Origin of the sequence: Streptomyces sp. NPDC048424 (genome assembly GCF_040651555.1) — a bacterium.
Taxonomy (GTDB): domain Bacteria; phylum Actinomycetota; class Actinomycetes; order Streptomycetales; family Streptomycetaceae; genus Streptomyces.
In genome coordinates, this window is record NZ_JBEZKE010000003.1 from 283,804 (window position 1) to 304,572 (window position 20,769).

The following is a 20,769-nucleotide window of genomic DNA, read 5'->3' on the forward strand; positions in this document are numbered from 1 at the left end:
CGGACAACGCACTACACATCGACCGCTCCGGAGGAGCCATGCAGATCGCCGTACTGCTCTACGACCGTTTCACCGCCCTCGACGCCATCGGGCCCTTCGACACGCTCGGGCGGCTGCCGGGCGCCGAGGTCGTGTTCGTCTCCGAGCGCCCCGGACCCGTGCGCACGGACAACGGCTCGCTCGCGCTCGTCGCCGACAAGGGGCTCGACGAGGTCACCCGGCCCGACATCGTGATCGTGCCCGGCGGGCCGCACCCCGAGGTGGAGATGGAGAACCCCGCCGTACTGGAGTGGCTGCGGGCCGTCGACACCACCAGCACGTGGACCACGTCCGTCTGCACGGGCTCGCTGCTGCTCGCCGCGGCCGGCCTGCTCGACGGGCGGCGGGCCGCCGGCCACTGGCTGTACCTCGACCAGCTGCCGCAGTTCGGGGCAGAGCCCACCGGTGAGCGCGTGGTGTTCGACGGGAAGTACGTCACCGCGGCCGGGGTGTCCTCCGGGATCGACATGGGCCTCACCCTGCTCGGCAGGATCGCGGGGGACGAGGTCGCCCAGACCGTCCAGCTGATGACCGAGTACGACCCGCAGCCGCCCTACGACGCCGGTTCGCCGGACAAGGCGCCCGCCGAGCTCGTCGCCCGGCTGCGGGCGCACAGCCCCCTGGCGTAGCCCGGGGCGTCAGCGCCTCACGGGGTCCAGGTGAAGCGGGGCGCCCGGCGCTCCAGGAACGCGGCGACGCCCTCCGCGGCGTCGCCGCTCGCCGCCGCCTCGGCGTCCCAGTGCCCGTCCCGGTCCGTCCGGCCGTCCGCGAACTCCTTGGCCGCCGCCTGCGTCAGCTGCGAGCGCGAGGCCAGGACCCGGGTGAACTCGGCGACCCGCTTGTCCAGCTGCCCGGCCGGCAGCAGCTCGTTCAGGAACCCGGCGCGCAGTGCCTGGTCCGCGCCGATCAACTCCGCCGAGAAGAGGAGGTACTTGGCCCAGGCCGGGCCGACCAGGGAGGCGAGCCTGCGGGTGGAGGAGGCCGGGTAGACGATGCCCAGCTTCGCCGGGGTCACCCCGAACGACGCCCCCTCCTGCGCGAAGCGCAGATCGCAGGCCGCCGCCAGCTGGCTCCCGCCGCCCACGCAGAACCCGCGGATCGCCGCCAGCGTCGGCTTCGGGAAGGCGGCCAGGGCCTCCTCCGCCGTGACGGCGAGGGCCCGCGGGTCCTCGTCCCCGGTCAGTGAGGAGATGTCGGCGCCCGCGCAGAAGGTCGGTCCGGCACCGGTCAGCACGAGCGCCCGCACCGCGGGGTCGCCCGCGAGGCCCGTCAGCAGCTCCGGGAGCGCCCGCCACATGGAAGCGGTCATGGCGTTGCGCTTGGCGGGATGCGAGATGACGACGGTGGCGACCCCGTCGGCGACCGTGTGCAGGAGGGTGGCGTCGAGGTCTGCGTCCATGCGCCGGATGCTATCCCGGGCGGTCGTACCTATGATCAAGGGAGTCCGTCCGGGGGTGCGAGGAGGTGGCGCGTCCATGGGCACAGACCGTGCAGACCGCACCGGGGCCGGGGCCGCGGCCACGGGCCGGGAACCGCAGCGGGAGAAGAAGAAGCTCCACCGCAGTTACGGGCTGCTGGCGCTGCTGGGGGTGATCCTCGTGCTGGCCGGTCTGGTCGGCCTCGTCTACACCGGCCTCGCCACGCTCACCTCGATGTTCCTCTTCGGCTGGCTGCTCCTGATCGGCGGCGTGGTGGGCCTGCTGCAGGCCGTGCAGTCGCGCAGGAGCAACTACTTCTGGCTCGCCGTCGTCGTCGCCGCGATCAACCTCGCGGCCGGCTTCGTGATCCTGCGCCGTCCCGAGGCGAGCGCCGAGGCGCTGACCATGTTCGCCGCGCTGCTCTTCCTGACGGGCGGCCTGTTCCGGCTGGTCGGAGCGCTGGTGGTGCGCGGTTCGAACTTCGGGCTCGCGCTCGTCCAGGGGGCCTTCGGGGTCCTGCTGGGGGTCCTGATCCTCTCCAACTGGCCCGGCAACAGTCTGTACGTGATCGGAACCTTCTTCTCCCTCGCCCTCCTGTTCGACGGCCTGAGCCTGATCGCCCTGGGCATGGGAGCCCGCCGCATCCTGGGCTTGGTCAGGGAAGACGAGGAGCCGCGGGAGGCGGCCGCGGCGGACGGGACCCGCGAGGCGGCCGCGAAGCGTCCGGCAGAAGATCAGGAACAGTCGAACAACTGACTCTGTCATACGCCAGTGGTCAGAATGTGTCCGATTGACGCTGACTTCTGGTCAGCAGTCCGGTCCGGACCAGCCCGTTCCCCACTCTTGACGCGTGGAGACGATCGAGCGTGAAGACGGGGGACGGAAGATGGATGTCAGCGGGAGTGTCCCGCCAGCCAAGGAGGGGGAGCCGGAGGCTCCGGCCGACCCCCTCGCGTACGAGGGCGTGTGGAGGTTCACGGCGCCCGCGGTAGAAGAATCCGTTCCGCAGGCCCGCCGGGCGGTCCGGGACCTGCTCGGGCGCCAAGGGGTGCCGGCCCATCAGGACCTCGTGTACTCCCTGCTCCTGATCGTCTCCGAACTGGTGACGAACTCGGTCCGGCACGCCGCCCTGCTCTCTCCGGAGGTCGCGGTCGAAGTCGCGATCGGCCGCGAGTGGGTACGGGTGGCGGTCGAGGACAACCACCCGTACCGGCCCAAGGCCCTGGAGGCCGACTTCGGCCAGACCGGCGGCCGGGGCCTGCTCCTCGTACGGGAGGTGACGCTGGAGGCCGGCGGGGTCTGCGACGTCGAGCACACCTCGACCGGCGGCAAGGTCATCTGGGCGGCCCTGCCGCTCGCCACCCCGCCCACCGCCGGCTGAGCGGCGGGCGAGCGGGACGGCGTACGACGCACAGCGGAACGGCGTACGGCAGGACCGCCGACAGCGGGACGGCGTCCGGACTACCAGCCGGCCGCGTCGCCGGTCAGCTCGCGGATCGCGGGCCGCGCCGCGTCCAGCACGGTCATGAACCAGGCCGAGAACGGCACTTCGGCGTGCCGCTTGGCCAGCTCCTCGGCGGTGACGAAGGCAGTGGCCTCGACCTCCTCCGGATCCGGCCGCACGGCGGTCTGCGCGAGTCCCACGAACAGGTGATTGAACTCCTGCTCCACCAGACCCGAAGCGGGGTCCGGGTGGTTGTAGCGCACCGTCCCCGCCTGCGCGAGCAGCGAGGGCGACAGCCCCAGCTCCTCGTGGGTCCGCCGGGCCGCGGCCGCGAACGGCGACTCCCCGGGATAGGGGTGACCGCAACAGGTGTTCGACCAGACGCCGGGGGAGTGGTACTTCCCGAGGGCCCGCTGCTGGAGCAGCAGGCGGCCCTGCTCGTCGAAGAGGAACACCGAGAACGCCCGGTGCAACTGCCCGGGCGCCTGGTGGGCGGAGAGCTTCTCCGCCGTGCCGATGGTGTTGCCGGACTCGTCGACCAGTTCGAGCATGATCGGTTCTTGAGTACCGGTGCCGTTGGACGCGCTGTTCGCGGCGGTGGCTGGTGTGGTCGGCATACCCATCCTTCGCTTCGGACTTCGGCCTTCAGTCTGCCGTACAAAAGAGGCTTGTCCCCACTTCGGACATCCGCGCATGTCCGCCCCCCGTCGCGTGCTAGGCGACGAGGGGCGGATCACCTCACGTACGACTTCACCTGACGTCGCGCAGGCGTCAGACCCCGAAGGGGGCCGGGTACCCGATCGTTCCCGCCGGCACCGGAACGGAATCGTCCAGCACCAGCGCCATCATCGCCTCGTCCGGGACCTCGAAGGGCGCCCGGATCCCGAAGCGCGACGCCGGTGTGAAACCGAAGCGCGGGTAGTACTCCGGGTGCCCGAGCACGAGGACCAGCGACTCCCCGCGTTCCCGGGCCGCGGCGAGCAGGGCCCGTACGACCGCGCTGCCCGCGCCCGAGCGCTGGAACGCGGGAGCGACGGCCACAGGGGCGAGCGCGAGCGCCCGTACCCCGTCGACCTCGCACGCGGTGAGCAGGGCGTGCGCCGCCACCGACCCGTCCGGGGCCTCGGCCACGTACGACAGCCCGGGCAGCCAGGCGCCGTCCGCGCGCAGCGCGTCCACGAGGTCCGCCTCCAGCGGAGTCCCGAAGGCCGCCAGGTTGACCTCCCGCACGGCGGCCACGTCGCCCGCGGTCTCCGGGCGGGTGGGCCAGGCGTCGCCGCCCCCGGCGGTCACCGGGCGCAGGACGTAGCCGGTGTACCCGTACTCGTGTCCGTGCCGGGCCCGTACGTCGAGCTCCTCGCGGGTCGCGGCCAGGGCCGCGGCCATCGCGGGAGCGGCGGCGCCGGCCCCGGAGAGGGTACGGACCCGCTCGGCGAGCGGACCGTAGTACTCGGCCCAGTCCGCGTCGGGCAGGTGGTGCACGCCGAGCACCTGGTACCCGGCGGCCTGGGCGGCCGCGAGGTTGCGGGCGGTGGTGCGCAGCGCGCAGTGCGGGTCCCAGAAGGCGCGGGCGCCCGCGGACGGCTCGGGCACCGTCCACTCGCACTCGGTCAGGACGAGGGTGGCGCCCGGGGCGAGCAGCCGCTTCCACCGCGCGAGCGCGGCGTCGAAGCCGAGGAGGTAGGCGGAGCCCTCCGCCCAGACGAGGTCGAAGGAACCGTCCGCGAAGTCCTCGCCCGTGAGAGCGCCCATGTCCGCCTCGACGGTGCGGACGCGGCCGGTGAGCCCGCGGGCCGCGGCGGCCGTGCGGAGCTCTTCGAGGAAGGGGGCGTACAGGTCTACGGCGGTCACCTCGGCGCCGCGGGCACCGCCCGCCTCGGCGGCGAGCAGCAGGGCGCTGCGGCCCGGACCGCAGCCCAGGTCGAGGACGCGCGGCCGCTCGGGCAGCGGTCCGCACAGGGACAGCAGCCGGCGGGTGCTCGCGTCGGAGCCCGGAGCCTGCCGGGGCAGGCCGCGGTGCACGGCGAAGAAGGCCTCGGTGGAGGCGTCGCCGGTAAAGGTGTCGCTGTCGGTGAAAACGTCGCTGCCGGTGGAGGTGTTGTTGTCGGTCAACGTGAACCCTTGGAACGGGGGCTCCGGCCGACGAGGCCCAGCTGTGTGATCAGGCCCGACCGGATGCCCGGAGGAAACGGGAAAGGGGGATGCACCGGAGTTCGCTGCGCATGGCCGCGACCACTACGACGGTCATCAACCCACCTCTTCCCACTCGACTCGTTCAGGGGCGTGTCCACCGTAACATCCGGGCCGTTTGTGGTACCGCGCCGTGATCACCGATGATGATCGCGCCCCGGTCCGGGGCCCCGATATTCGGCTTATCGGGGCGTAAACGGGTGATGAACCCCTGCTTCCATTCATCCGATAGCCTCTGCCGACGTGCCGCCGCCCCTTCAGGCGACCGTCCGGAATCCGTTACAAGGAGTGAGTTCGTCTGCCGACCGTCATCCTCACCGGCCTGCCGGTCCCCGGATCACCGCTCACGGACGAGCTGCGCTCCCTCGGCTTCGAGGTCCGCCCCGCCACCGGTCCCGAGGACGCCGCCGCCGCACTGGCCGCCGTACCCGCCGACCAGCGGGTGGCCGTCGTGGACAGCGCCTTCGTCGGGCACGTGCACGCCCTGCGCCTCGCGCTGACCGATCCGCGCTTCGACGCCTGCGCCGTCACCGGCGCCCTCGCCGTCCTGCCCGGCGCCCGTGACGCCCTCGACAAGGCCGCCGCTCTCGCGACCGGCGCCGGAGCCGACGGCACCGGCCCCTACGCGGACCGGCTCGCCGCCTCGGTCGAGGCCGCCGGGACCGCCGTACAGCGCCCCGAGCTGGGCACCCTCGTCGCCACGGTCCCCGCAGGTCCTGCGGACCGGGACGCGGCGACCGCCGCCGTCGCAGCCGTCGACGACGAGGCCGTCCGCCTGCGGACCGCCGTGAAGTCCCGCGACGGCTTCTTCACCACCTTCTTCATCAGCCCGTACTCGCGCTACATCGCCCGCTGGTGCGCGCGCCGCGGCCTCACCCCGAACCAGGTCACCACCGCCTCGCTGATCACCGCGCTGATCGCGGCCGGCTGCGCGGCCACCGGCGAGCGCTGGGGCTACGTGGCGGCCGGTGTGCTGCTCCTCGTCTCCTTCGTACTGGACTGCACCGACGGGCAGCTCGCCCGCTACTCGCTCCAGTACTCGACGATGGGCGCCTGGCTCGACGCCACCTTCGACCGCGCGAAGGAGTACTCCTTCTACGCGGGCCTCGCCCTCGGCGCGGCCCGGAACGGCGACGACGTCTGGGCCCTGGCCGTCGGCTCCATGATCCTCATGACCTGCCGGCACGTCGTGGACTTCTCCTTCAACGAGGCCAACCACGACGCGACGGCCAACACGAGTCCCACGGCGGCGCTCTCCGACAAGCTCGACAGCGTCGGCTGGACCGTGTGGGTCCGTCGGATGATCATCCTCCCGATCGGTGAGCGCTGGGCGATGATCGCGGTGCTGACCGCCCTCACCACCCCGCGGATCGTCTTCTACGCCCTCCTCGTCGGCTGCGCCTTCGGCGCGCTCTACACCACCGCCGGCCGGGTCCTGCGCTCCCTGACCCGCAAGGCCACCCGCACCGACCGCGCAGCCCAGGCCCTCGCCGACCTCGCCGACTCCGGCCCGCTCGCCGAGCTCCAGGCCCGGCTGCTGCGCGGCCGCGCCGGTTCCTTCGGGTCCGTGTACGTGGCGGCCCTGGGCGCGGTGCTGATGATCGGGGCGGCCCTCTGGCTGCCGTTCGGCGACCCGAAGCTGATCGCCGTCGCCGTGATCTACGTCATGGCGTCCGGGCTGGCCGTCGCCGCGCCGCTCAAGGGCGCCCTGGACTGGCTGATCCCGCCGCTGTTCCGGGCCGCCGAGTACGTCACGGTCCTCGTGCTCGCCGCCAAGGCGGACGTCCCCGGAGCCCTTCCGGCGGCATTCGGCCTGATCGCGGCGGTCGCCTACCATCACTACGACACGGTGTACCGCATCCGCGGCGGCACCGGCGCGCCCCCGCACTGGCTGGTGCGGACGATCGGCGGCCACGAAGGCCGGGTCCTGCTGCTCACGGTCCTGGCGGCCGTCCTCGCCTCGCGCGAAGCGGACTTCCCCGTCGCGCTCACGGCCGCGGCCGTGTTCGTGGCACTCGTGGTGCTCGTCGAGAGCATCCGATTCTGGGTCTCCTCCGGAGCACCCGCCGTACATGACGAAGGAGAACCAGCATGATCGGCCTTGTACTCGCTGCCGGTGCCGGACGCCGTCTGCGTCCCTACACCGACACCCTGCCCAAGGCGCTCGTGCCGGTCGGCCCCGAGGGTGACGAGGAGAGCATCACGGTGCTCGACCTGACGCTCGGCAACTTCGCCGAGGTCGGTCTCACCGAGGTCGCGATCGTCGTCGGCTACCGCAAGGAAGCCGTGTACGCGCGCCGGGAGGCCCTGGAGGCCAAGTACGGCGTCAAGATCACGCTGATCGACAACGACAAGGCCGAGGAGTGGAACAACGCCTACTCCCTGTGGTGCGCGCGTGACGTCCTCAAGCAGGGCGTGATCCTCGCCAACGGCGACACCGTCCACCCCGTCTCCGTCGAGAAGACCCTGCTCGCCGCCCGCGGCAACGGCCAGAAGATCATCCTCGCCCTCGACACGGTCAAGAACCTGGCCGACGAGGAGATGAAGGTCGTCACCGCCGAAGGCAAGGGCGTCCAGAAGATCACCAAGCTGATGGACCCCGCCGACGCCACCGGCGAGTACATCGGTGTCACCCTCATCGAGCCCGAGGCCGCCGAGCAGCTCGCCGAGGCCCTGAAGACCACCTTCGAGCGCGACCCCGACCTCTACTACGAGGACGGCTACCAGCAGCTCGTCAACGACGGTTTCACCATCGACGTGGCCCCCATCGGCGACGTCAAGTGGGTCGAGATCGACAACCACGACGACCTCGCCAAGGGCCGGACGATCGCATGCCAGTACTGACGAGGCTCATCCCCTCGCCCGTCGTCGTCGACATCAGTCGCGGGGCGATGGACGACCTGGCCGGCCTCCTGGCCGACCAGCGGATCTCCGCCTCCGGCAAGCTGGCCATCGCGATCAGCGGAGGCTCCGGCGTGGCGCTGCGCGCCAAGCTGGAGCCCGTCCTGCCGCACGCCGACTGGTACGCGGTCGTCGACGGCACCATCGACTCCGCCGTCAAGCTGGCCGACGACATAAAGGGCCGCCGCTACGACGCCGTCGTGGGCCTGGGCGGCGGCAAGATCATCGACGTGGCGAAGTACGCCGCGGCGCGGGTCGGCCTGCCCATGGTGGCCGTCGCCACCAACCTCTCGCACGACGGCATCTGCTCGCCGGTGTCCATCCTGGACAACGACAACGGCCGCGGTTCCTACGGCGTCCCCACCCCCATCGCCATGGTCATCGACCTCGATGTGATCAAGGAAGCCCCGGTGCGGTTCATCCGCGCCGGCATCGGCGACGCCATCTCCAACATCTCGGCGATCGCCGACTGGGAGCTCTCGCACCGGATCAACGGCGAGCCCGTCGACGGCCTGGCCGCCGCCATGGCCCGTACCGCCGGCGAGTCCGTGCTGCGCCACCCCGGTGGCTGCGGCGACGACGAGTTCCTCACCGTGCTCTCCGAGGCCCTGGTCCTCTCCGGCATCGCCATGTCGATCAGCGGGGACTCCCGCCCGTCGTCCGGCGCCTGCCACGAGATCAGCCACGCCTTCGACCTGCTCTACCCGGGGCGCTCCGCGCTCCACGGCGAGCAGGTCGGCATCGGCGCCGCCTTCGCGATGCACCTGCGCGGGGCCGCCGAGCAGTCCGGCCTCTTCACCGAGGTGCTGCGCCGGCACGGTCTGCCGGTGGCGCCCGAGGAGATCGGTTTCAGCGTCGACGAGTTCGTCACGGCCGTCGAGTACGCCCCCCAGACCCGCCCGGGACGTTTCACGATCCTGGAGCACCTCAACCTGTCCGCCGCCGAGATCAGGGACGCTTACGCCGACTATGCCAAGACCATCCGTAGCTGAACTCCGGCCCGTCGTGCACCCGGCGGGCGTCAAGGACCGGGTCAGCGGCGAGCACTGGGGCGGGCGCCTCTACATGCGCGAGATCTCCCTGCGCATCACCCGCCTCCTGGTCACCACCAAGGTCACGCCGAACCAGCTGACCTACGTGATGACCCTCGCCGGCGTCCTCGCCCTTCCGGCCCTGCTGGTGCCGGGCGTCCTGGGCGCCGTCCTCGGCGTGGTCGCGGTCCAGCTCTACCTGCTGCTCGACTGCGTCGACGGAGAGGTCGCGCGCTGGAAGAAGCAGTTCTCGCTCTCCGGGGTGTACCTGGACCGGGTCGGCGCCTACCTGTGCGACGCGGCCGTCCTCGTGGGCTTCGGCCTGCGCGCGGCGGACCTGTGGGGAACCGGGCGGATCGACTGGCTCTGGGCCTTCCTGGGCACCCTCGCGGCGCTCGGCGCGATCCTGATCAAGGCCGAGACCGACCTGGTCGGCGTCGCCCGCCACCAGGCCGGCAAGCCGGTGGTCAAGGACGCCGCGGCCGAGCCGCGCTCGTCCGGCATGGCGCTCGCCCGCCGGGCCGCCGCCGCGCTCAAGTTCCACCGCCTGGTCCTCGGCATCGAGGCCTCGCTGCTCATCCTGGTGCTGGCCGTCCTGGACCAGATGCGCGGCGACCTGTTCTGGTCCCGCGTCGGCGTGGCCGTCCTGGCCGGCATCGCGGTGCTGCAGACCGTGCTGCACCTGGTGTCGATCCTGGCCTCCAGCAGGCTCAAGTGAGTGCCCCGATGCGGCTGGGCGCCGTGATCATCACCATGGGCAACCGGCCCGACGAGCTCAAGGCGCTCCTCGACTCGGTGGCCCGCCAGGAAGGCGACCCCGTCGAGGTGGTCGTCGTGGGCCAGGGCGTCGAGGTCACCGGCCTGCCCGAGGGTGTGCGCAGCATCACGCTGCCCGAGAACCTGGGCATCCCCGGCGGCCGCAACGTCGGCATCGAGGCCTTCGGCCCCGGTGGCGGCGAGATGGACGCACTGCTCTTCCTCGACGACGACGGGCTGCTGGAGCGCACCGACACCGCCGAGCTGTGCCGCCAGGCCTTCGCCGAGGACCCCGGACTCGGGATCGTCAGCTTCCGGATCGCCGATCCGGACACCGGCGAGACCCAGCGCCGGCACGTACCGCGGCTGCGCGCCTCGGACCCGATGCGCTCCTCCCGCGTGACCACCTTCCTGGGCGGCGCCAACGCCGTCCGCACGAAGGTGTTCGAGCAGGTCGGAGCGTTGCCGGGAGAGTTCTTCTACGCGCACGAGGAGACCGATCTCGCCTGGCGGGCGCTCGACGCCGGGTGGCTGATCGACTACCGGGCGGACATGGTCCTGCTGCATCCGACCACTGCCCCCTCCCGGCACGCGGTCTACCACCGTATGGTGGCTCGTAACCGGGTGTGGCTCGCCCGCCGCAACCTGCCCGCTCCGCTGGTCCCGGTCTACCTGGGCGTCTGGCTCCTGCTGACGCTCGTACGCAGGCCCTCGGCGCCGGCGCTCAAGGCCTGGTTCGGCGGATTCCGTGAGGGATGGACCACTCCCTGCGGACCCCGCCGCCCCATGAGATGGCGTACGGTCTGGCGGTTGACCCGCCTGGGCCGACCACCTGTCATCTGACCAGCCCGCGTCTGGGAACATGGCGCGATCACGGGCCTCGCGCCACCAGCCTGATGCCCACCTGGCCGCATCTTGAAGACGAAAGTTTCAACTTGTGAGTGACACAACCCACGACGGCGCCCTCGCCACGAGCAGGCCGCCGTCCGACGACGCGGGGCTCAGCGCCGCGGAGCTCGCCAGGAAGTACGGCCTCTCCGTCAGCGGCGCCCGGCCCGGTCTGGGCGAGTACGTGCGCCAGCTCTGGGGGCGGCGCCACTTCATCATGGCCTTCTCCCGGGCCAAGCTGGTCGCGCAGTACAGCCAGGCGAAGCTCGGCCAGGTCTGGCAGGTGGCGACCCCGCTGCTGAACGCGCTGGTCTACTGGCTGATCTTCGCGCTGATCCTGAACGCGGACCGGGGCATGCCGAAGGGCGTCTACATCCCCTTCCTGGTGATCGGGATCTTCGTCTTCACCTTCACGCAGAGCTCCCTGATGGCGGGTGTCCGGGCGATCCCCGGGAACCTCGGCCTGGTCCGCGCGCTGCACTTCCCGCGGGCCTCCCTGCCGATCTCCTTCTCGATGCAGCAGCTCCAGCAGCTGCTGTACTCGATGATCGTCGTGTTCGTGATCGTCATGGCCTTCGGGAACTTCCCGCAGCCGTCCTGGCTGCTGGTCATCCCGGTGCTCGTGCTGCAGTTCGTCTTCAACACCGGCCTCGCCATGGTCTTCGCGCGGGCGGGCTCCAAGACCCCCGACCTCGCGCAGCTGATGCCGTTCGTCACGCGCACGTGGATGTACGCCTCCGGCGTCATGTTCTCGATCAGCGAGATGCTCAAGGACAAGCCCGCGTGGATCGCGGACGTGCTCCAGTGGAACCCGGCGGCCATCTACATGGACCTGATCCGGTTCGCGCTGATCGACGGCTACGGCGCGGAGAACCTGCCGCCGCACGTCTGGGCGTTCGCGGTCGGCTGGGCCGTCGTGATCGGCCTCGGGGGTTTCGTGTACTTCTGGAAGGCTGAGGAGCGTTACGGCCGTGGCTGAGAACTTCAAGGGGCGCGTCCCCACCGTCATCGCCGACGACGTCCACATCGTCTACCGGGTCAACACCGGCAGCTCCGGCAAGGGCAGCGCCACCGCGGCGCTGAGCAAGATAATCCGCCGGGGCAAGGGCGACGCCCCGGGCGTCCGCCGGGTCCACGCCGTGCGCGGGGTCTCCTTCACGGCGTACCGCGGCGAGGCGATCGGCCTGATCGGTTCCAACGGTTCCGGCAAGTCCACCCTGCTGCGCGCCATCGCGGGCCTGCTGCCCTGCGAGGCCGGCAAGGTCTACACCGACGGCCAGCCCTCGCTGCTGGGTGTCAACGCGGCGCTGATGAACGACCTCACCGGTGAGCGCAACATCGTCCTCGGCGGTCTCGCGATGGGCATGAGCCGCGAGCAGATCAAGGAGCGTTACCAGGGCATCGTCGACTTCTCGGGCATCAACGAGAAGGGCGACTTCATCTCCCTGCCGATGCGCACCTACTCCTCCGGCATGGCGGCGCGACTGCGCTTCTCCATCGCGGCGGCCAAGGACCACGACGTCCTGATGATCGACGAGGCCCTGGCCACCGGTGACCGCAGCTTCCAGGTGCGTTCGGAGAACCGCATCCGCGAACTGCGGGAGAAGGCCGGCACGGTCTTCCTCGTGAGCCACAACAACAAGTCCATCCGCGACACCTGTGACCGGGTGCTGTGGCTGGAAAAGGGCGAGCTCCTGATGGACGGGCCCACCGAGGAAGTCGTCTCGGCCTACGAGAAGGCCTCCAACGGCTGACCTCCGGGTCGCAGGGCGCCCCGCGCGGCGCTGGTCCGTTCCTTCCGAAGGCCCCCGCTGCCGTGCGTGGCGGGGGCCTTCGGCGTGCTTTCGCATTTCGCCGCGACATTCGACGCGGGAGCGAATACCCGAGAGGCCTCCGCGGCGTTCTACAGCGTAAGCTGAAGCGGTCCTGAATCGCGGCAAGAGGGGACGATTCCCCGCAGGTGAACGGCCCTGGGGCAGCCCCGGGCAAACCCCCGGCGGCGTGTCCGAAATAGGATGTATTGGGTCGGCAGTGTAGAACGGGAGATGTGACGGCAATGGCTACGGGAATTCTCCGGCCCCCAGGCACGACGGCCGTCCCCGCCCCGGGCGGCGGGCGGTGACCGCGGCGCACGGCATCCGGCCCCTGTCCGACACGGTCCACGTGAGCGCCACCCTCGACAAGGCTTCGGCTGAGAACTTCCCCGTCGCCCCCGCCTTCCTCCCGCGCGCCTGGCGCGACGGGCTGACGGCCGTCTACGGGTACGCCCGCCTCGTCGACGACATCGGCGACGGCGACCTCGCACCCGGCGGACGCGACGCCGTACTCCTCGGCCTCGACCCGGCCGCGGCCGACGACCGGCTCGCCATGCTCGACGCCTTCGAGGCCGACCTGCGCCGCGTGTTCGGCGGCACGGACGGCCCCCCGCGGCACCCGCTGCTGCTCGCCCTCCAGCCCGTGGTCCGCGCCCACGGCCTCACCCCCGAGCCCTTCCTCGGGCTCATCGAGGCCAACCGCCAGGACCAGCGGGTCACGCGCTACGAGACCTACGGGGACCTGGTCGGCTACTGCGAGCTCTCCGCGAACCCGGTGGGGCGCCTCGTGCTCTCCCTCACCGGCACCAGCACCCCCGAACGCATCCGCCGCTCCGACGCCGTCTGCACCGCCCTGCAGATCGTCGAGCACATCCAGGACGTCGCCGAGGACCTCGGCAACGACCGGATCTACCTGCCGGCCGAGGACATGCGGCGCTTCCACGTGAGCGAGGCCGAGCTCGCGGCCCCGTCCGCCGGCGCGTCCGTACGCTCCCTGGTCGCATTCGAAACTGAGCGCGCACGCGAGTTGCTGAATGAAGGCACCCCGCTCGTGGGTAGCGTGCACGGCAGACTCCGGCTGCTGCTCGCGGGTTTCGTGGGAGGAGGGCGCGCAGCCCTGCGGGCCGTCACGGCCGCCGGCTTCGACGTACTCCCCGGCCCGCCCAAGCCCACCAAGAGCGGCCTGCTCCGCGAGGTTGCCGCCGTCCTGCGCACAGCGCCGAGAAAGGGGTGAGCCCGACCGTGGAGGGCCCCACACACGCGTCCGCACCGGCTGCGATGTCCGCACCGATTTCGGCGGCCTACAGCTACTGCGAGGCCGTCACCGGTTCACAGGCGCGCAATTTCGCGTACGGCATCCGGCTGCTGCCCACCGACAAGCGGCAGGCGATGTCGGCGCTGTACGCCTTCTCGCGGCGCGTCGACGACATCGGCGACGGCACGCTGGCGCCCGAGGCCAAGCTGGCCCGGCTGGAGGAGACCCGCGCCCTGCTCGGGCGGATCCTGGCCGAGGAGGTCGACGAGGACGACACCGACCCGGTCGCCGTCGCCCTCGCGCACGCCGCCCGCCGCTTCCCGATCCCGCTCGGCGGCCTCGACGAACTCATCGACGGCGTCCTGATGGACGTCCGCGGCGAGACCTACGAGACCTGGGACGACCTCAAGGTCTACTGCCGCTGCGTGGCCGGAGCCATCGGCCGGCTCTCGCTCGGCGTCTTCGGCACCACGGCGGGCGCGGCCGACTCCGGGCGCGCCGCCGAGTACGCCGACACGCTCGGCCTCGCCCTGCAACTCACCAACATCCTCCGCGACGTTCGTGAGGACGCCGGCAACGGACGCACCTACCTGCCCGCCGAGGACCTCGCCAAGTTCGGCTGCTCGGAAGGCTTCCACAGCGACCGGGCACCCGCCGGCGCCGACTTCGCCGGGCTGGTCCACCACGAAGTCCGGCGCGCCCGCGCCCTGTTCGTCGAGGGCTACCGGCTGCTGCCGATGCTCGACCGGCGCAGCGGCGCCTGCGTCGCCGCCATGGCCGGCATCTACCGCCGCCTCCTCGACCGCATCGAGCGGGAGCCGGAGGCGGTGCTGCGGGGCCGCGTCTCGCTGCCGCCGCACGAGAAGGCGTACGTCGCCGTGCGCGGCCTGTCCGGCCTCGACGCGCGGACCATCTCCCGCCAGAGCACGCGGAGGCGGCCCTGATGGCTGCGACCACCCGGACCCCGGCGACGACGCCGGGCGCACTCCCGGCCTGCGCGCCCGCGCCGCACCGGGCCGCACGGACCGACCGCACGGGGGCGTCCGTCACCGCGCACCGCGCGGGCGCGACCGCCGGCACCTCCGGCGCCCCGGCGACGCTCCTGAGCGGGCACCCGGCGGGCCGTCCCGGCCGCGACGGCGCCCGGGCAACCACCGCGACCGCGGGCGCGTCTCTTCCCGCGGGCTCCGGCGGTGCCGGACGGGCCGCCGCGCGGACCGCGGCCCCGTCCGCGCAGGACCGACCGGCCGGCCCGGAAGGCGGCCGCACCACGGGGGAGGGCGCATGACCGGCACCGACCACCACGCCGTCGTCGTCGGCGGCGGCCTCGCCGGGGTCACCACCGCCCTCGAACTCGCCGACGCCGGGCTCCGCGTCACCCTCCTCGAAGGCCGCCCCCGGCTCGGCGGGCTCGCCTTCTCCTTCAAGCGCGGCGACCTCACCGTCGACAACGGCCAGCACGTCTACCTGCGCTGCTGCACCGCCTACCGGTGGTTCCTCGACCGCATCGAAGGCGCCGCCCTCGCCCCCCTGCAGGACCGGCTCGACGTACCCGTCCTCGACGTGGCCCACCCCGGTGGCCCGCGCCTGGGACGGCTGCGCCGCAGCGCCCTGCCCGTGCCCCTGCACCTGGCCGGATCGCTGGCCCGCTACCCGCACCTGTCCCTCGCCGAGCGGGCGAGCGTCGGCCGCGCCGCCCTCGCGCTGCGCCGCCTCGACCCCGCCGACCCGGCCCTGGACGGCCTGGACTTCGCGACCTGGCTCGGCCGCTACGGCCAGAGCCCGCGCGCCATCGAGGCCCTGTGGGACCTCGTCGGCATCGCCACCCTCAACGCCACCGCCGCACAGTCCTCGCTGGGCCTGGCCGCCATGGTCTTCAAGACCGGCCTGCTCTCCGAGAACGGCGCCGCCGACATCGGCTGGGCCCACGTACCCCTCGGCGACCTGCACGACGGGCTCGCCCGCAAGGCCCTCGACGCGGCCGGCGTCCGCACCGAACTGCGCACCCGGGTCACCGGCATCTCCCGTACCGACGACGGGAACTGGCGGATCGACACCGAGGACGAATCCCTCGACGCCGCCGTCGTCGTCCTCGCCGTCCCGCAGCGCGAGGCGCACGGACTGCTGCCGGCCGGCGCCCTCGCCGACCCCGACAAGCTGCTCGACATCGGCACCGCGCCCATCCTCAACGTCCACGTCGTCTACGAGCGCAAAGTGCTCAAGCAGCCCTTCTTCGCCGCTCTCGGCTCCCCGGTGCAGTGGGTCTTCGACCGCACCGACTCCTCCGGACTCCCCGACGGCGGCCAGTACCTGGCGCTCTCCCAGTCCGCGGCCCAGGACGACATCGACGAGCCCGTCTCGGTCCTGCGCGCCAAGTACCTGCCCGAGCTGGAGCGACTGCTCCCCGCCGCGCGGGGCGCCAAAGTACGGGACTTCTTCGTCACCCGGGAGCGGACCGCCACCTTCGCCCCCACCCCCGGGGTCGGCCGGCTGCGCCCCGGGACGCGCACCGACACGCCGGGGCTCTACCTGGCCGGTGCGTGGACTGCCACCGGTTGGCCCGCGACCATGGAGGGCGCCGTCCGGAGCGGAATGAGCGCGGCGCACGCCGCACTCGCCGCGCTCGGCCGCCACCGCGACCACCCTCTGCAGGAGGCGGCATGACGATCACCACGAGCACGACGAGCACCACCAGCAACACCGGCACAGCAGGTACAGGAACAAGAGGAGAGCCAGTGAACCCGGGGAATCCGGCCGTCGAGAACACGGATGCCAGTGTGGGCACGGCCGGAAGGGGCGTGGAGAAGGCGGACACGATCGCCCTCCTGGAGCGCGGCCGCACACTGTCGACCCCCGTGCTCCGCGCCGCCGTGGACCGGCTCGCCGCGCCCATGGACACCGTCGCCGCCTACCACTTCGGCTGGATCGACGCCCAGGGCAACGCGGCGGACGGCGACGGCGGCAAGGCCGTGCGCCCCGCCCTCGCGCTGCTCTCCGCCGAGGCCGCGGGCGCCGCGGCCGAAGTCGGCATCCCGGGTGCCGTCGCCGTCGAGCTCGTGCACAACTTCTCGCTGCTGCACGACGACCTGATGGACGGCGACGAGCAGCGCCGCCACCGCGACACGGTGTGGAAGGTGCACGGACCGGCCCTCGCGATCCTCGTCGGCGACGCCCTCTTCGCCCTCGCCAACGAGGTGCTGCTGGAGCTCGGCACCGTCGAGGCCGGCCGGGCGACCCGCCGCCTGACCACCGCCAGCCGCAAGCTCATCGACGGCCAGGCGCAGGACATCTCCTACGAGCACCGCGAGCGCGTCAGCGTCGAGGAATGCCTGGAGATGGAGGGCAACAAGACCGGCGCGCTGCTCGCCTGCGCCGTCTCCATCGGCGCGGTGCTCGGCGGCGCGGACGACCGTACAGCCGACAAGCTGGAGGAGTACGGCTACCACCTCGGCCTCGCCTTCCAGGCCGTCGACGACCTGCTCGGCATCTGGGGCGACCCGGAGGCCACCGGCAAGCAGACCTGGAGCGACCTGCGCCAGCGCAAGAAGTCCCTGCCGGTGGTCGCCGCCCTCGCGGCCGGCGGCCCGGCCTCCGAGCAGCTCGCCGAGCTGCTCGCCGCGGACGCCAAGGCCAGCGACTTCGAGAACTTCTCGGAGGAGGAGTTCGCCGCCCGCGCGGCACTCATCGAGGAGGCCGGCGGCCGCCAGTGGACCGCCGACGAGGCACGCCGCCAGCACGCCATCGCGATCCGGGCCCTCGACGACGTCGACATGCCGCAGCGCGTGCGCGAGCAGCTCGTGGACCTCGCCGACTTCGTCGTCGTGCGCAAGAGGTGATCGCCACCCGACAGCGGATATGAATCGCGAGTCGCCGGCCGGCGCCGCCACCTGAGCGTGGCGTGCACCGGCCGACGGCAGACCCCAGCACAGCAGAGGACACTGTTCTAAGGGGAAGCCATGACAGCGACGACCGACGGCAGCGCCGAGGGCGCTGGCGCTGGCAGCGAATCCACACCGGGCGCCCAGGGCCTCCCGGCCGGCTCCGCGGTGGGGCACGCCCGCGGCCCGGCCGCGGAGCAGGGGCCGCCGGCCCCGCCGCCCGCGGCCCGGACCGCCCCGCGGGCCGAGTACCGCCCACCGGGCACGCCCGGAGCCGACGGCGCCCGCTCCGCCCGCCCGCCCGGCGAACAGGGGCCGCCCGCCGCCGGGTTCGCGGCGACGGGCACGAGCGCCGGCACCGCGGAGCGCGCCGGAACGACGACCTCCGCCGGCCGGCAGGGGGCGGCCACGGTGCCGCCCGCGGCGAAGCCCGCCGGCCCGGCCGCCGCGCCGGACACCGGCCGCAGCGGCGGCCGTACCCTCACCGCGGACCCGCCCGCGGAACCGGAGGCGGACCGGCCGGGCCCGCCCAGGACGGCCGCGGACCTGCCCGAACCGCCGGACGGCGCCCCGCCCGGGGTGTACGAGGCCGCCGCGCGGGCGACCCGGCACCTGCTGGACCGCCAGGACCCCGAGGGCTGGTGGAAGGGCGACCTGGAGACCAACGTCACCATGGACGCCGAGGACCTGCTGCTGCGGCAGTTCCTCGGCATCCGGGACGAGGCCGTCACCCGGGCCGCCGCCCTCTTCATCCGCGGCGAGCAACGGCAGGACGGCACCTGGGCCACCTTCCACGACGGCCCGCCCGAACTGTCCGCCACCATCGAGGCCTACGTCGCGCTGCGCCTCGCCGGGGACGCGCCGGACGCCCCGCACATGACCCGCGCCTCGGCCTGGATCCGCGCCCACGGCGGGATCGCCGCCGCCCGCGTCTTCACCCGGATCTGGCTGGCCCTCTTCGGCTGGTGGAACTGGGACCACCTGCCCGAACTCCCGCCCGAGCTGGTGTTCCTGCCGTCCTGGGTGCCCCTGAACATCTACGACTTCGGCTGCTGGGCCCGCCAGACCATCGTCCCGCTCACCGTGGTCTCCGCGCTGCGCCCCGTCCGCCCGGCCCCGTTCACCCTCGACGAGCTCCACGCCGACGCCCGGGTCCCGAACCCCGTCAAGCGCCCCGCCCCGCTGACCAGTTGGGAGGGGGCCTTCCAGCGGATGGACAAGGCCCTGCACGTCTACCGGCGGTTCGCCCCCCGCCGGCTGCGCAAGGCCGCGATGGCCACCGCCGGCCGCTGGATCGTCGAGCGCCAGGAGAACGACGGCTGCTGGGGCGGGATCCAGCCGCCCGCCGTGTACTCCGTCATCGCCCTGCACCTGCTCGGCTACGACCTCCGGCACCCGGTGATGCGCGCCGGGCTGGAGTCCCTGGACCGCTTCGCGGTGTGGCGCGAGGACGGCGCCCGGATGATCGAGGCCTGTCAGTCCCCCGTGTGGGACACCTGCCTGGCCGCGATCGCCCTCGCCGACGCGGGCCTGCACCCCGGTCACCCGGCGCTGGTCAAGGCCGCCGACTGGATGCTCGGCGAGGAGATCACCCGCACCGGGGACTGGGCCGTGCGGCGGCCGGGGCTGGCCCCCGGCGGCTGGGCCTTCGAGTTCCACAACGACACCTACCCCGACATCGACGACACCGCCGAGGTCGTCCTCGCGCTGCGCCGCATCCAGCACCCGGACCCGGCCCGCGTCGAGGCGGCCATCGCCCGCGGGGTGTCCTGGAACCTCGGCATGCAGTCGAAGGACGGCGGCTGGGGCGCCTTCGACGCCGACAACACCAGCCCCTTCCCGAACCGGCTGCCCTTCTGCGACTTCGGCGAGGTCATCGACCCGCCCTCGGCCGACGTCACCGCCCACGTCGTGGAGATGCTCGCCTTCGAGGGCCGGTCCGGCGACGCCCGGACCCGGCGCGGCATCGCCTGGCTGCTCGCCGAACAGGAGGCGAACGGCGCCTGGTTCGGCCGCTGGGGCACCAACTACGTCTACGGCACCGGTTCGGTGGTCCCGGCGCTCACCGCGGCCGGCATCTCCCCGGGACATCCCGCCGTCCGCAGGGCCGTGCGCTGGCTGGAGACCGTACAGAACGAGGACGGCGGGTGGGGCGAGGACCAGCGCTCCTACAAGGACCTGTCCTGGGCCGGGAAGGGTGCCTCCACCCCCTCGCAGACCGCGTGGGCGCTGATGGCCCTGCTGTCGGCCGGCGAGCGGGACGGCAAGGCCGTCGAACGGGGCATCGGCTACCTGGTGGGGACGCAGCGGGAGGACGGCTCCTGGGACGAGCCGCACTTCACCGGAACCGGCTTCCCCTGGGACTTCTCCATCAACTACCACCTGTACCGGCAGGTGTTCCCGCTCACCGCGCTCGGCCGTTACCTGTACGGGGAACCGTTCGCCCCCGGCGGAGCCGTCTGATGTCCGCCGCGCCACGGCGGAGCGGCGGGGACCGGGCCGGGAACCCCGACCCCCTGCTGGTCGCCTGCGCGCTGCGCATCGAGCAGGCGGCGCTGCGCAGCGCCGGGCCGGGGGCGGCCCGCGGCCCGGCCGGGAGCTACTCGCTGCTGCGCACCGGGATGGGCCCGCGCGCGGCCGAGCGGGCCGTCGCCCGGGCACTGGACCGGCCCGCGATGGAACGGGCCGCCGTCCTCGCCACCGGGTTCTGCGCCGGGCTGGTCCCCGGCATGCACCCCGGCGACCTGGTGGTCGCCGAGGAGACCCGGGGCCGGCAGGGGGCCGTCACCTGCACCGGCACCGCCCTGCTCGCCGAGGCACTGGCCCGGGCCGCACCGGGCCGGACCGTGCACACCGGCGCACTGACCGGATCCGACCACGTCGTCCGCGGCCAGGAGCGCGCGCAGCTGCGCGCCACCGGCGCCATCGCGGTCGACATGGAGTCCGCGGCCACCCTGTGGACCGCCACCCGTGGCGGGCTTTCCCCGGAAGGCGGCCGCCCGGTTGCGGCCGTCCGGGTGATCGTGGACGCTCCGGAGCATGAGCTCGTCCGTATCGGCACGGTTCGCGGGGGAATATCGGCCTTCCGCGTTCTGCGTGCCGTACTGCCCGCGTTTTACGAATGGCACCGTTCTTTGCTGCTCCCCAGGAGGTGA

21 protein-coding genes are annotated in these 20,769 nt (G+C 72.7%); 17 read left to right on the forward strand and 4 right to left on the reverse strand.

Features of this window, described 5'->3' with window-relative positions; translation table 11 throughout:
• The first annotated feature begins 38 nt into the window (after positions 1-38).
• Positions 39-668 (forward strand): DJ-1/PfpI family protein, encoded by a 630-nt coding sequence (locus tag AB0D29_RS06100; RefSeq protein ID WP_362852375.1) that lies wholly within the window; start codon positions 39-41, stop codon positions 666-668.
• Positions 669-685: 17 nt separating this feature from the next.
• On the opposite strand, the gene AB0D29_RS06105 is transcribed toward AB0D29_RS06100, so the two are convergent.
• Positions 686-1,438 carry an enoyl-CoA hydratase/isomerase family protein gene (locus tag AB0D29_RS06105; RefSeq protein WP_362852376.1) on the reverse strand — a complete coding sequence of 251 codons (753 nt, stop codon included), beginning with the start codon at positions 1,436-1,438 and terminating at the stop codon, positions 686-688.
• 76 nt (positions 1,439-1,514) lie between these two features.
• Here AB0D29_RS06105 and AB0D29_RS06110 point away from each other — a divergent pair, with 76 nt between their 5' ends.
• Both AB0D29_RS06110 and AB0D29_RS06115 read left to right on the forward strand, forming a co-directional pair.
• Entirely contained in the window at positions 1,515-2,213 is a 699-nt protein-coding gene (locus AB0D29_RS06110) for an HdeD family acid-resistance protein (protein WP_362852377.1), read from the forward strand.
• Between the two features lie 130 nt (positions 2,214-2,343).
• Complete coding sequence (locus tag AB0D29_RS06115; protein ID WP_351287339.1) at positions 2,344-2,838, forward strand: ATP-binding protein; 495 nt, start codon at positions 2,344-2,346, stop codon at positions 2,836-2,838.
• Positions 2,839-2,918: 80 nt separating this feature from the next.
• Here AB0D29_RS06115 and idi read toward each other — a convergent pair whose 3' ends face one another.
• The 3 genes from idi to AB0D29_RS06130 all read right to left on the reverse strand — a co-directional run bounded on the left by idi (position 2,919) and on the right by AB0D29_RS06130 (position 5,566).
• A complete protein-coding gene (idi, locus tag AB0D29_RS06120) occupies positions 2,919-3,518 on the reverse strand; it encodes an isopentenyl-diphosphate Delta-isomerase (protein WP_030712872.1) in 600 nt (199 codons plus the stop codon).
• 154 nt (positions 3,519-3,672) lie between these two features.
• Positions 3,673-4,923 (reverse strand): bifunctional class I SAM-dependent methyltransferase/N-acetyltransferase, encoded by a 1,251-nt coding sequence (locus tag AB0D29_RS06125; RefSeq protein ID WP_362852517.1) that lies wholly within the window; start codon positions 4,921-4,923, stop codon positions 3,673-3,675.
• Positions 4,924-5,428: 505 nt separating this feature from the next.
• A complete protein-coding gene (locus tag AB0D29_RS06130) occupies positions 5,429-5,566 on the reverse strand; it encodes a hypothetical protein (protein WP_362852378.1) in 138 nt (45 codons plus the stop codon).
• Between AB0D29_RS06130 and AB0D29_RS06135 the strand changes: the two genes are divergently transcribed.
• From AB0D29_RS06135 to AB0D29_RS06200, 14 genes are all read left to right on the forward strand, one after another.
• The gene (locus tag AB0D29_RS06135; protein ID WP_362852379.1) at positions 5,543-7,186 is read left to right on the forward strand and encodes a DUF5941 domain-containing protein; all 1,644 of its coding nucleotides are present in this window, start codon (positions 5,543-5,545) and stop codon (positions 7,184-7,186) included. The genes AB0D29_RS06130 and AB0D29_RS06135 overlap by 24 nt on opposite strands.
• Entirely contained in the window at positions 7,183-7,935 is a 753-nt protein-coding gene (locus AB0D29_RS06140) for a phosphocholine cytidylyltransferase family protein (protein ID WP_362852380.1), read from the forward strand. Before AB0D29_RS06135 ends, AB0D29_RS06140 begins: the two co-directional genes overlap by 4 nt.
• The gene (locus AB0D29_RS06145) at positions 7,923-8,984 is read left to right on the forward strand and encodes an iron-containing alcohol dehydrogenase family protein (protein ID WP_362852381.1); all 1,062 of its coding nucleotides are present in this window, start codon (positions 7,923-7,925) and stop codon (positions 8,982-8,984) included. The genes AB0D29_RS06140 and AB0D29_RS06145 overlap by 13 nt, the downstream gene beginning before the upstream one ends.
• The gene (locus tag AB0D29_RS06150) at positions 8,962-9,741 is read left to right on the forward strand and encodes a CDP-alcohol phosphatidyltransferase family protein (RefSeq protein WP_362852382.1); all 780 of its coding nucleotides are present in this window, start codon (positions 8,962-8,964) and stop codon (positions 9,739-9,741) included. The genes AB0D29_RS06145 and AB0D29_RS06150 overlap by 23 nt, the downstream gene beginning before the upstream one ends.
• On the forward strand, positions 9,738-10,622 hold the full coding sequence (locus tag AB0D29_RS06155; protein ID WP_362852383.1) for a glycosyltransferase: 885 nt from the start codon (positions 9,738-9,740) through the stop codon (positions 10,620-10,622). The genes AB0D29_RS06150 and AB0D29_RS06155 overlap by 4 nt, the downstream gene beginning before the upstream one ends.
• A gap of 94 nt (positions 10,623-10,716) precedes the next feature.
• The gene (locus AB0D29_RS06160; protein ID WP_362852384.1) at positions 10,717-11,646 is read left to right on the forward strand and encodes an ABC transporter permease; all 930 of its coding nucleotides are present in this window, start codon (positions 10,717-10,719) and stop codon (positions 11,644-11,646) included.
• Positions 11,639-12,421, forward strand: a complete 783-nt coding sequence (locus AB0D29_RS06165) for an ABC transporter ATP-binding protein (RefSeq protein WP_362852385.1) — start codon at positions 11,639-11,641, stop codon at positions 12,419-12,421. The genes AB0D29_RS06160 and AB0D29_RS06165 overlap by 8 nt, the downstream gene beginning before the upstream one ends.
• A 364-nt stretch (positions 12,422-12,785) precedes the next feature.
• On the forward strand, positions 12,786-13,715 hold the full coding sequence (gene hpnC, locus AB0D29_RS06170; RefSeq protein ID WP_362852386.1) for a squalene synthase HpnC: 930 nt from the start codon (positions 12,786-12,788) through the stop codon (positions 13,713-13,715).
• Between the two features lie 44 nt (positions 13,716-13,759).
• On the forward strand, positions 13,760-14,680 hold the full coding sequence (hpnD, locus tag AB0D29_RS06175) for a presqualene diphosphate synthase HpnD (protein ID WP_351287218.1): 921 nt from the start codon (positions 13,760-13,762) through the stop codon (positions 14,678-14,680).
• Positions 14,680-15,024, forward strand: coding sequence for a hypothetical protein (locus tag AB0D29_RS06180; protein ID WP_362852387.1), 345 nt, complete (start codon positions 14,680-14,682; stop codon positions 15,022-15,024). The genes hpnD and AB0D29_RS06180 overlap by 1 nt, the downstream gene beginning before the upstream one ends.
• Complete coding sequence (hpnE, locus tag AB0D29_RS06185) at positions 15,021-16,400, forward strand: hydroxysqualene dehydroxylase HpnE (RefSeq protein WP_362852388.1); 1,380 nt, start codon at positions 15,021-15,023, stop codon at positions 16,398-16,400. Before AB0D29_RS06180 ends, hpnE begins: the two co-directional genes overlap by 4 nt.
• Complete coding sequence (locus AB0D29_RS06190) at positions 16,397-17,572, forward strand: polyprenyl synthetase family protein (RefSeq protein ID WP_362852389.1); 1,176 nt, start codon at positions 16,397-16,399, stop codon at positions 17,570-17,572. The genes hpnE and AB0D29_RS06190 overlap by 4 nt, the downstream gene beginning before the upstream one ends.
• Before the next feature lie 120 nt (positions 17,573-17,692).
• The gene (gene shc / locus AB0D29_RS06195; protein ID WP_362852390.1) at positions 17,693-20,077 is read left to right on the forward strand and encodes a squalene--hopene cyclase; all 2,385 of its coding nucleotides are present in this window, start codon (positions 17,693-17,695) and stop codon (positions 20,075-20,077) included.
• The gene (locus AB0D29_RS06200; protein ID WP_362852391.1) at positions 20,077-20,769 is read left to right on the forward strand and encodes a 1-hydroxy-2-methyl-2-butenyl 4-diphosphate reductase; all 693 of its coding nucleotides are present in this window, start codon (positions 20,077-20,079) and stop codon (positions 20,767-20,769) included. The genes shc and AB0D29_RS06200 overlap by 1 nt, the downstream gene beginning before the upstream one ends.

Coding starts and splice junctions, on each gene's coding strand:
- AB0D29_RS06100 (WP_362852375.1), top strand. CDS start 39: ATGCAGATCGCCGTACTGCTCTACGACCGTTTCACCGCCCTCGACGCC.
- AB0D29_RS06105 (WP_362852376.1), bottom strand. CDS start 1,438: ATGGACGCAGACCTCGACGCCACCCTCCTGCACACGGTCGCCGACGGG.
- AB0D29_RS06110 (WP_362852377.1), top strand. CDS start 1,515: ATGGGCACAGACCGTGCAGACCGCACCGGGGCCGGGGCCGCGGCCACG.
- AB0D29_RS06115 (WP_351287339.1), top strand. CDS start 2,344: ATGGATGTCAGCGGGAGTGTCCCGCCAGCCAAGGAGGGGGAGCCGGAG.
- idi (WP_030712872.1), bottom strand. CDS start 3,518: ATGCCGACCACACCAGCCACCGCCGCGAACAGCGCGTCCAACGGCACC.
- AB0D29_RS06140 (WP_362852380.1), top strand. CDS start 7,183: ATGATCGGCCTTGTACTCGCTGCCGGTGCCGGACGCCGTCTGCGTCCC.
- AB0D29_RS06145 (WP_362852381.1), top strand. CDS start 7,923: ATGCCAGTACTGACGAGGCTCATCCCCTCGCCCGTCGTCGTCGACATC.
- AB0D29_RS06150 (WP_362852382.1), top strand. CDS start 8,962: ATGCCAAGACCATCCGTAGCTGAACTCCGGCCCGTCGTGCACCCGGCG.
- hpnD (WP_351287218.1), top strand. CDS start 13,760: ATGTCCGCACCGATTTCGGCGGCCTACAGCTACTGCGAGGCCGTCACC.
- AB0D29_RS06180 (WP_362852387.1), top strand. CDS start 14,680: ATGGCTGCGACCACCCGGACCCCGGCGACGACGCCGGGCGCACTCCCG.
- hpnE (WP_362852388.1), top strand. CDS start 15,021: ATGACCGGCACCGACCACCACGCCGTCGTCGTCGGCGGCGGCCTCGCC.
- AB0D29_RS06190 (WP_362852389.1), top strand. CDS start 16,397: ATGACGATCACCACGAGCACGACGAGCACCACCAGCAACACCGGCACA.
- shc (WP_362852390.1), top strand. CDS start 17,693: ATGACAGCGACGACCGACGGCAGCGCCGAGGGCGCTGGCGCTGGCAGC.
- AB0D29_RS06200 (WP_362852391.1), top strand. CDS start 20,077: ATGTCCGCCGCGCCACGGCGGAGCGGCGGGGACCGGGCCGGGAACCCC.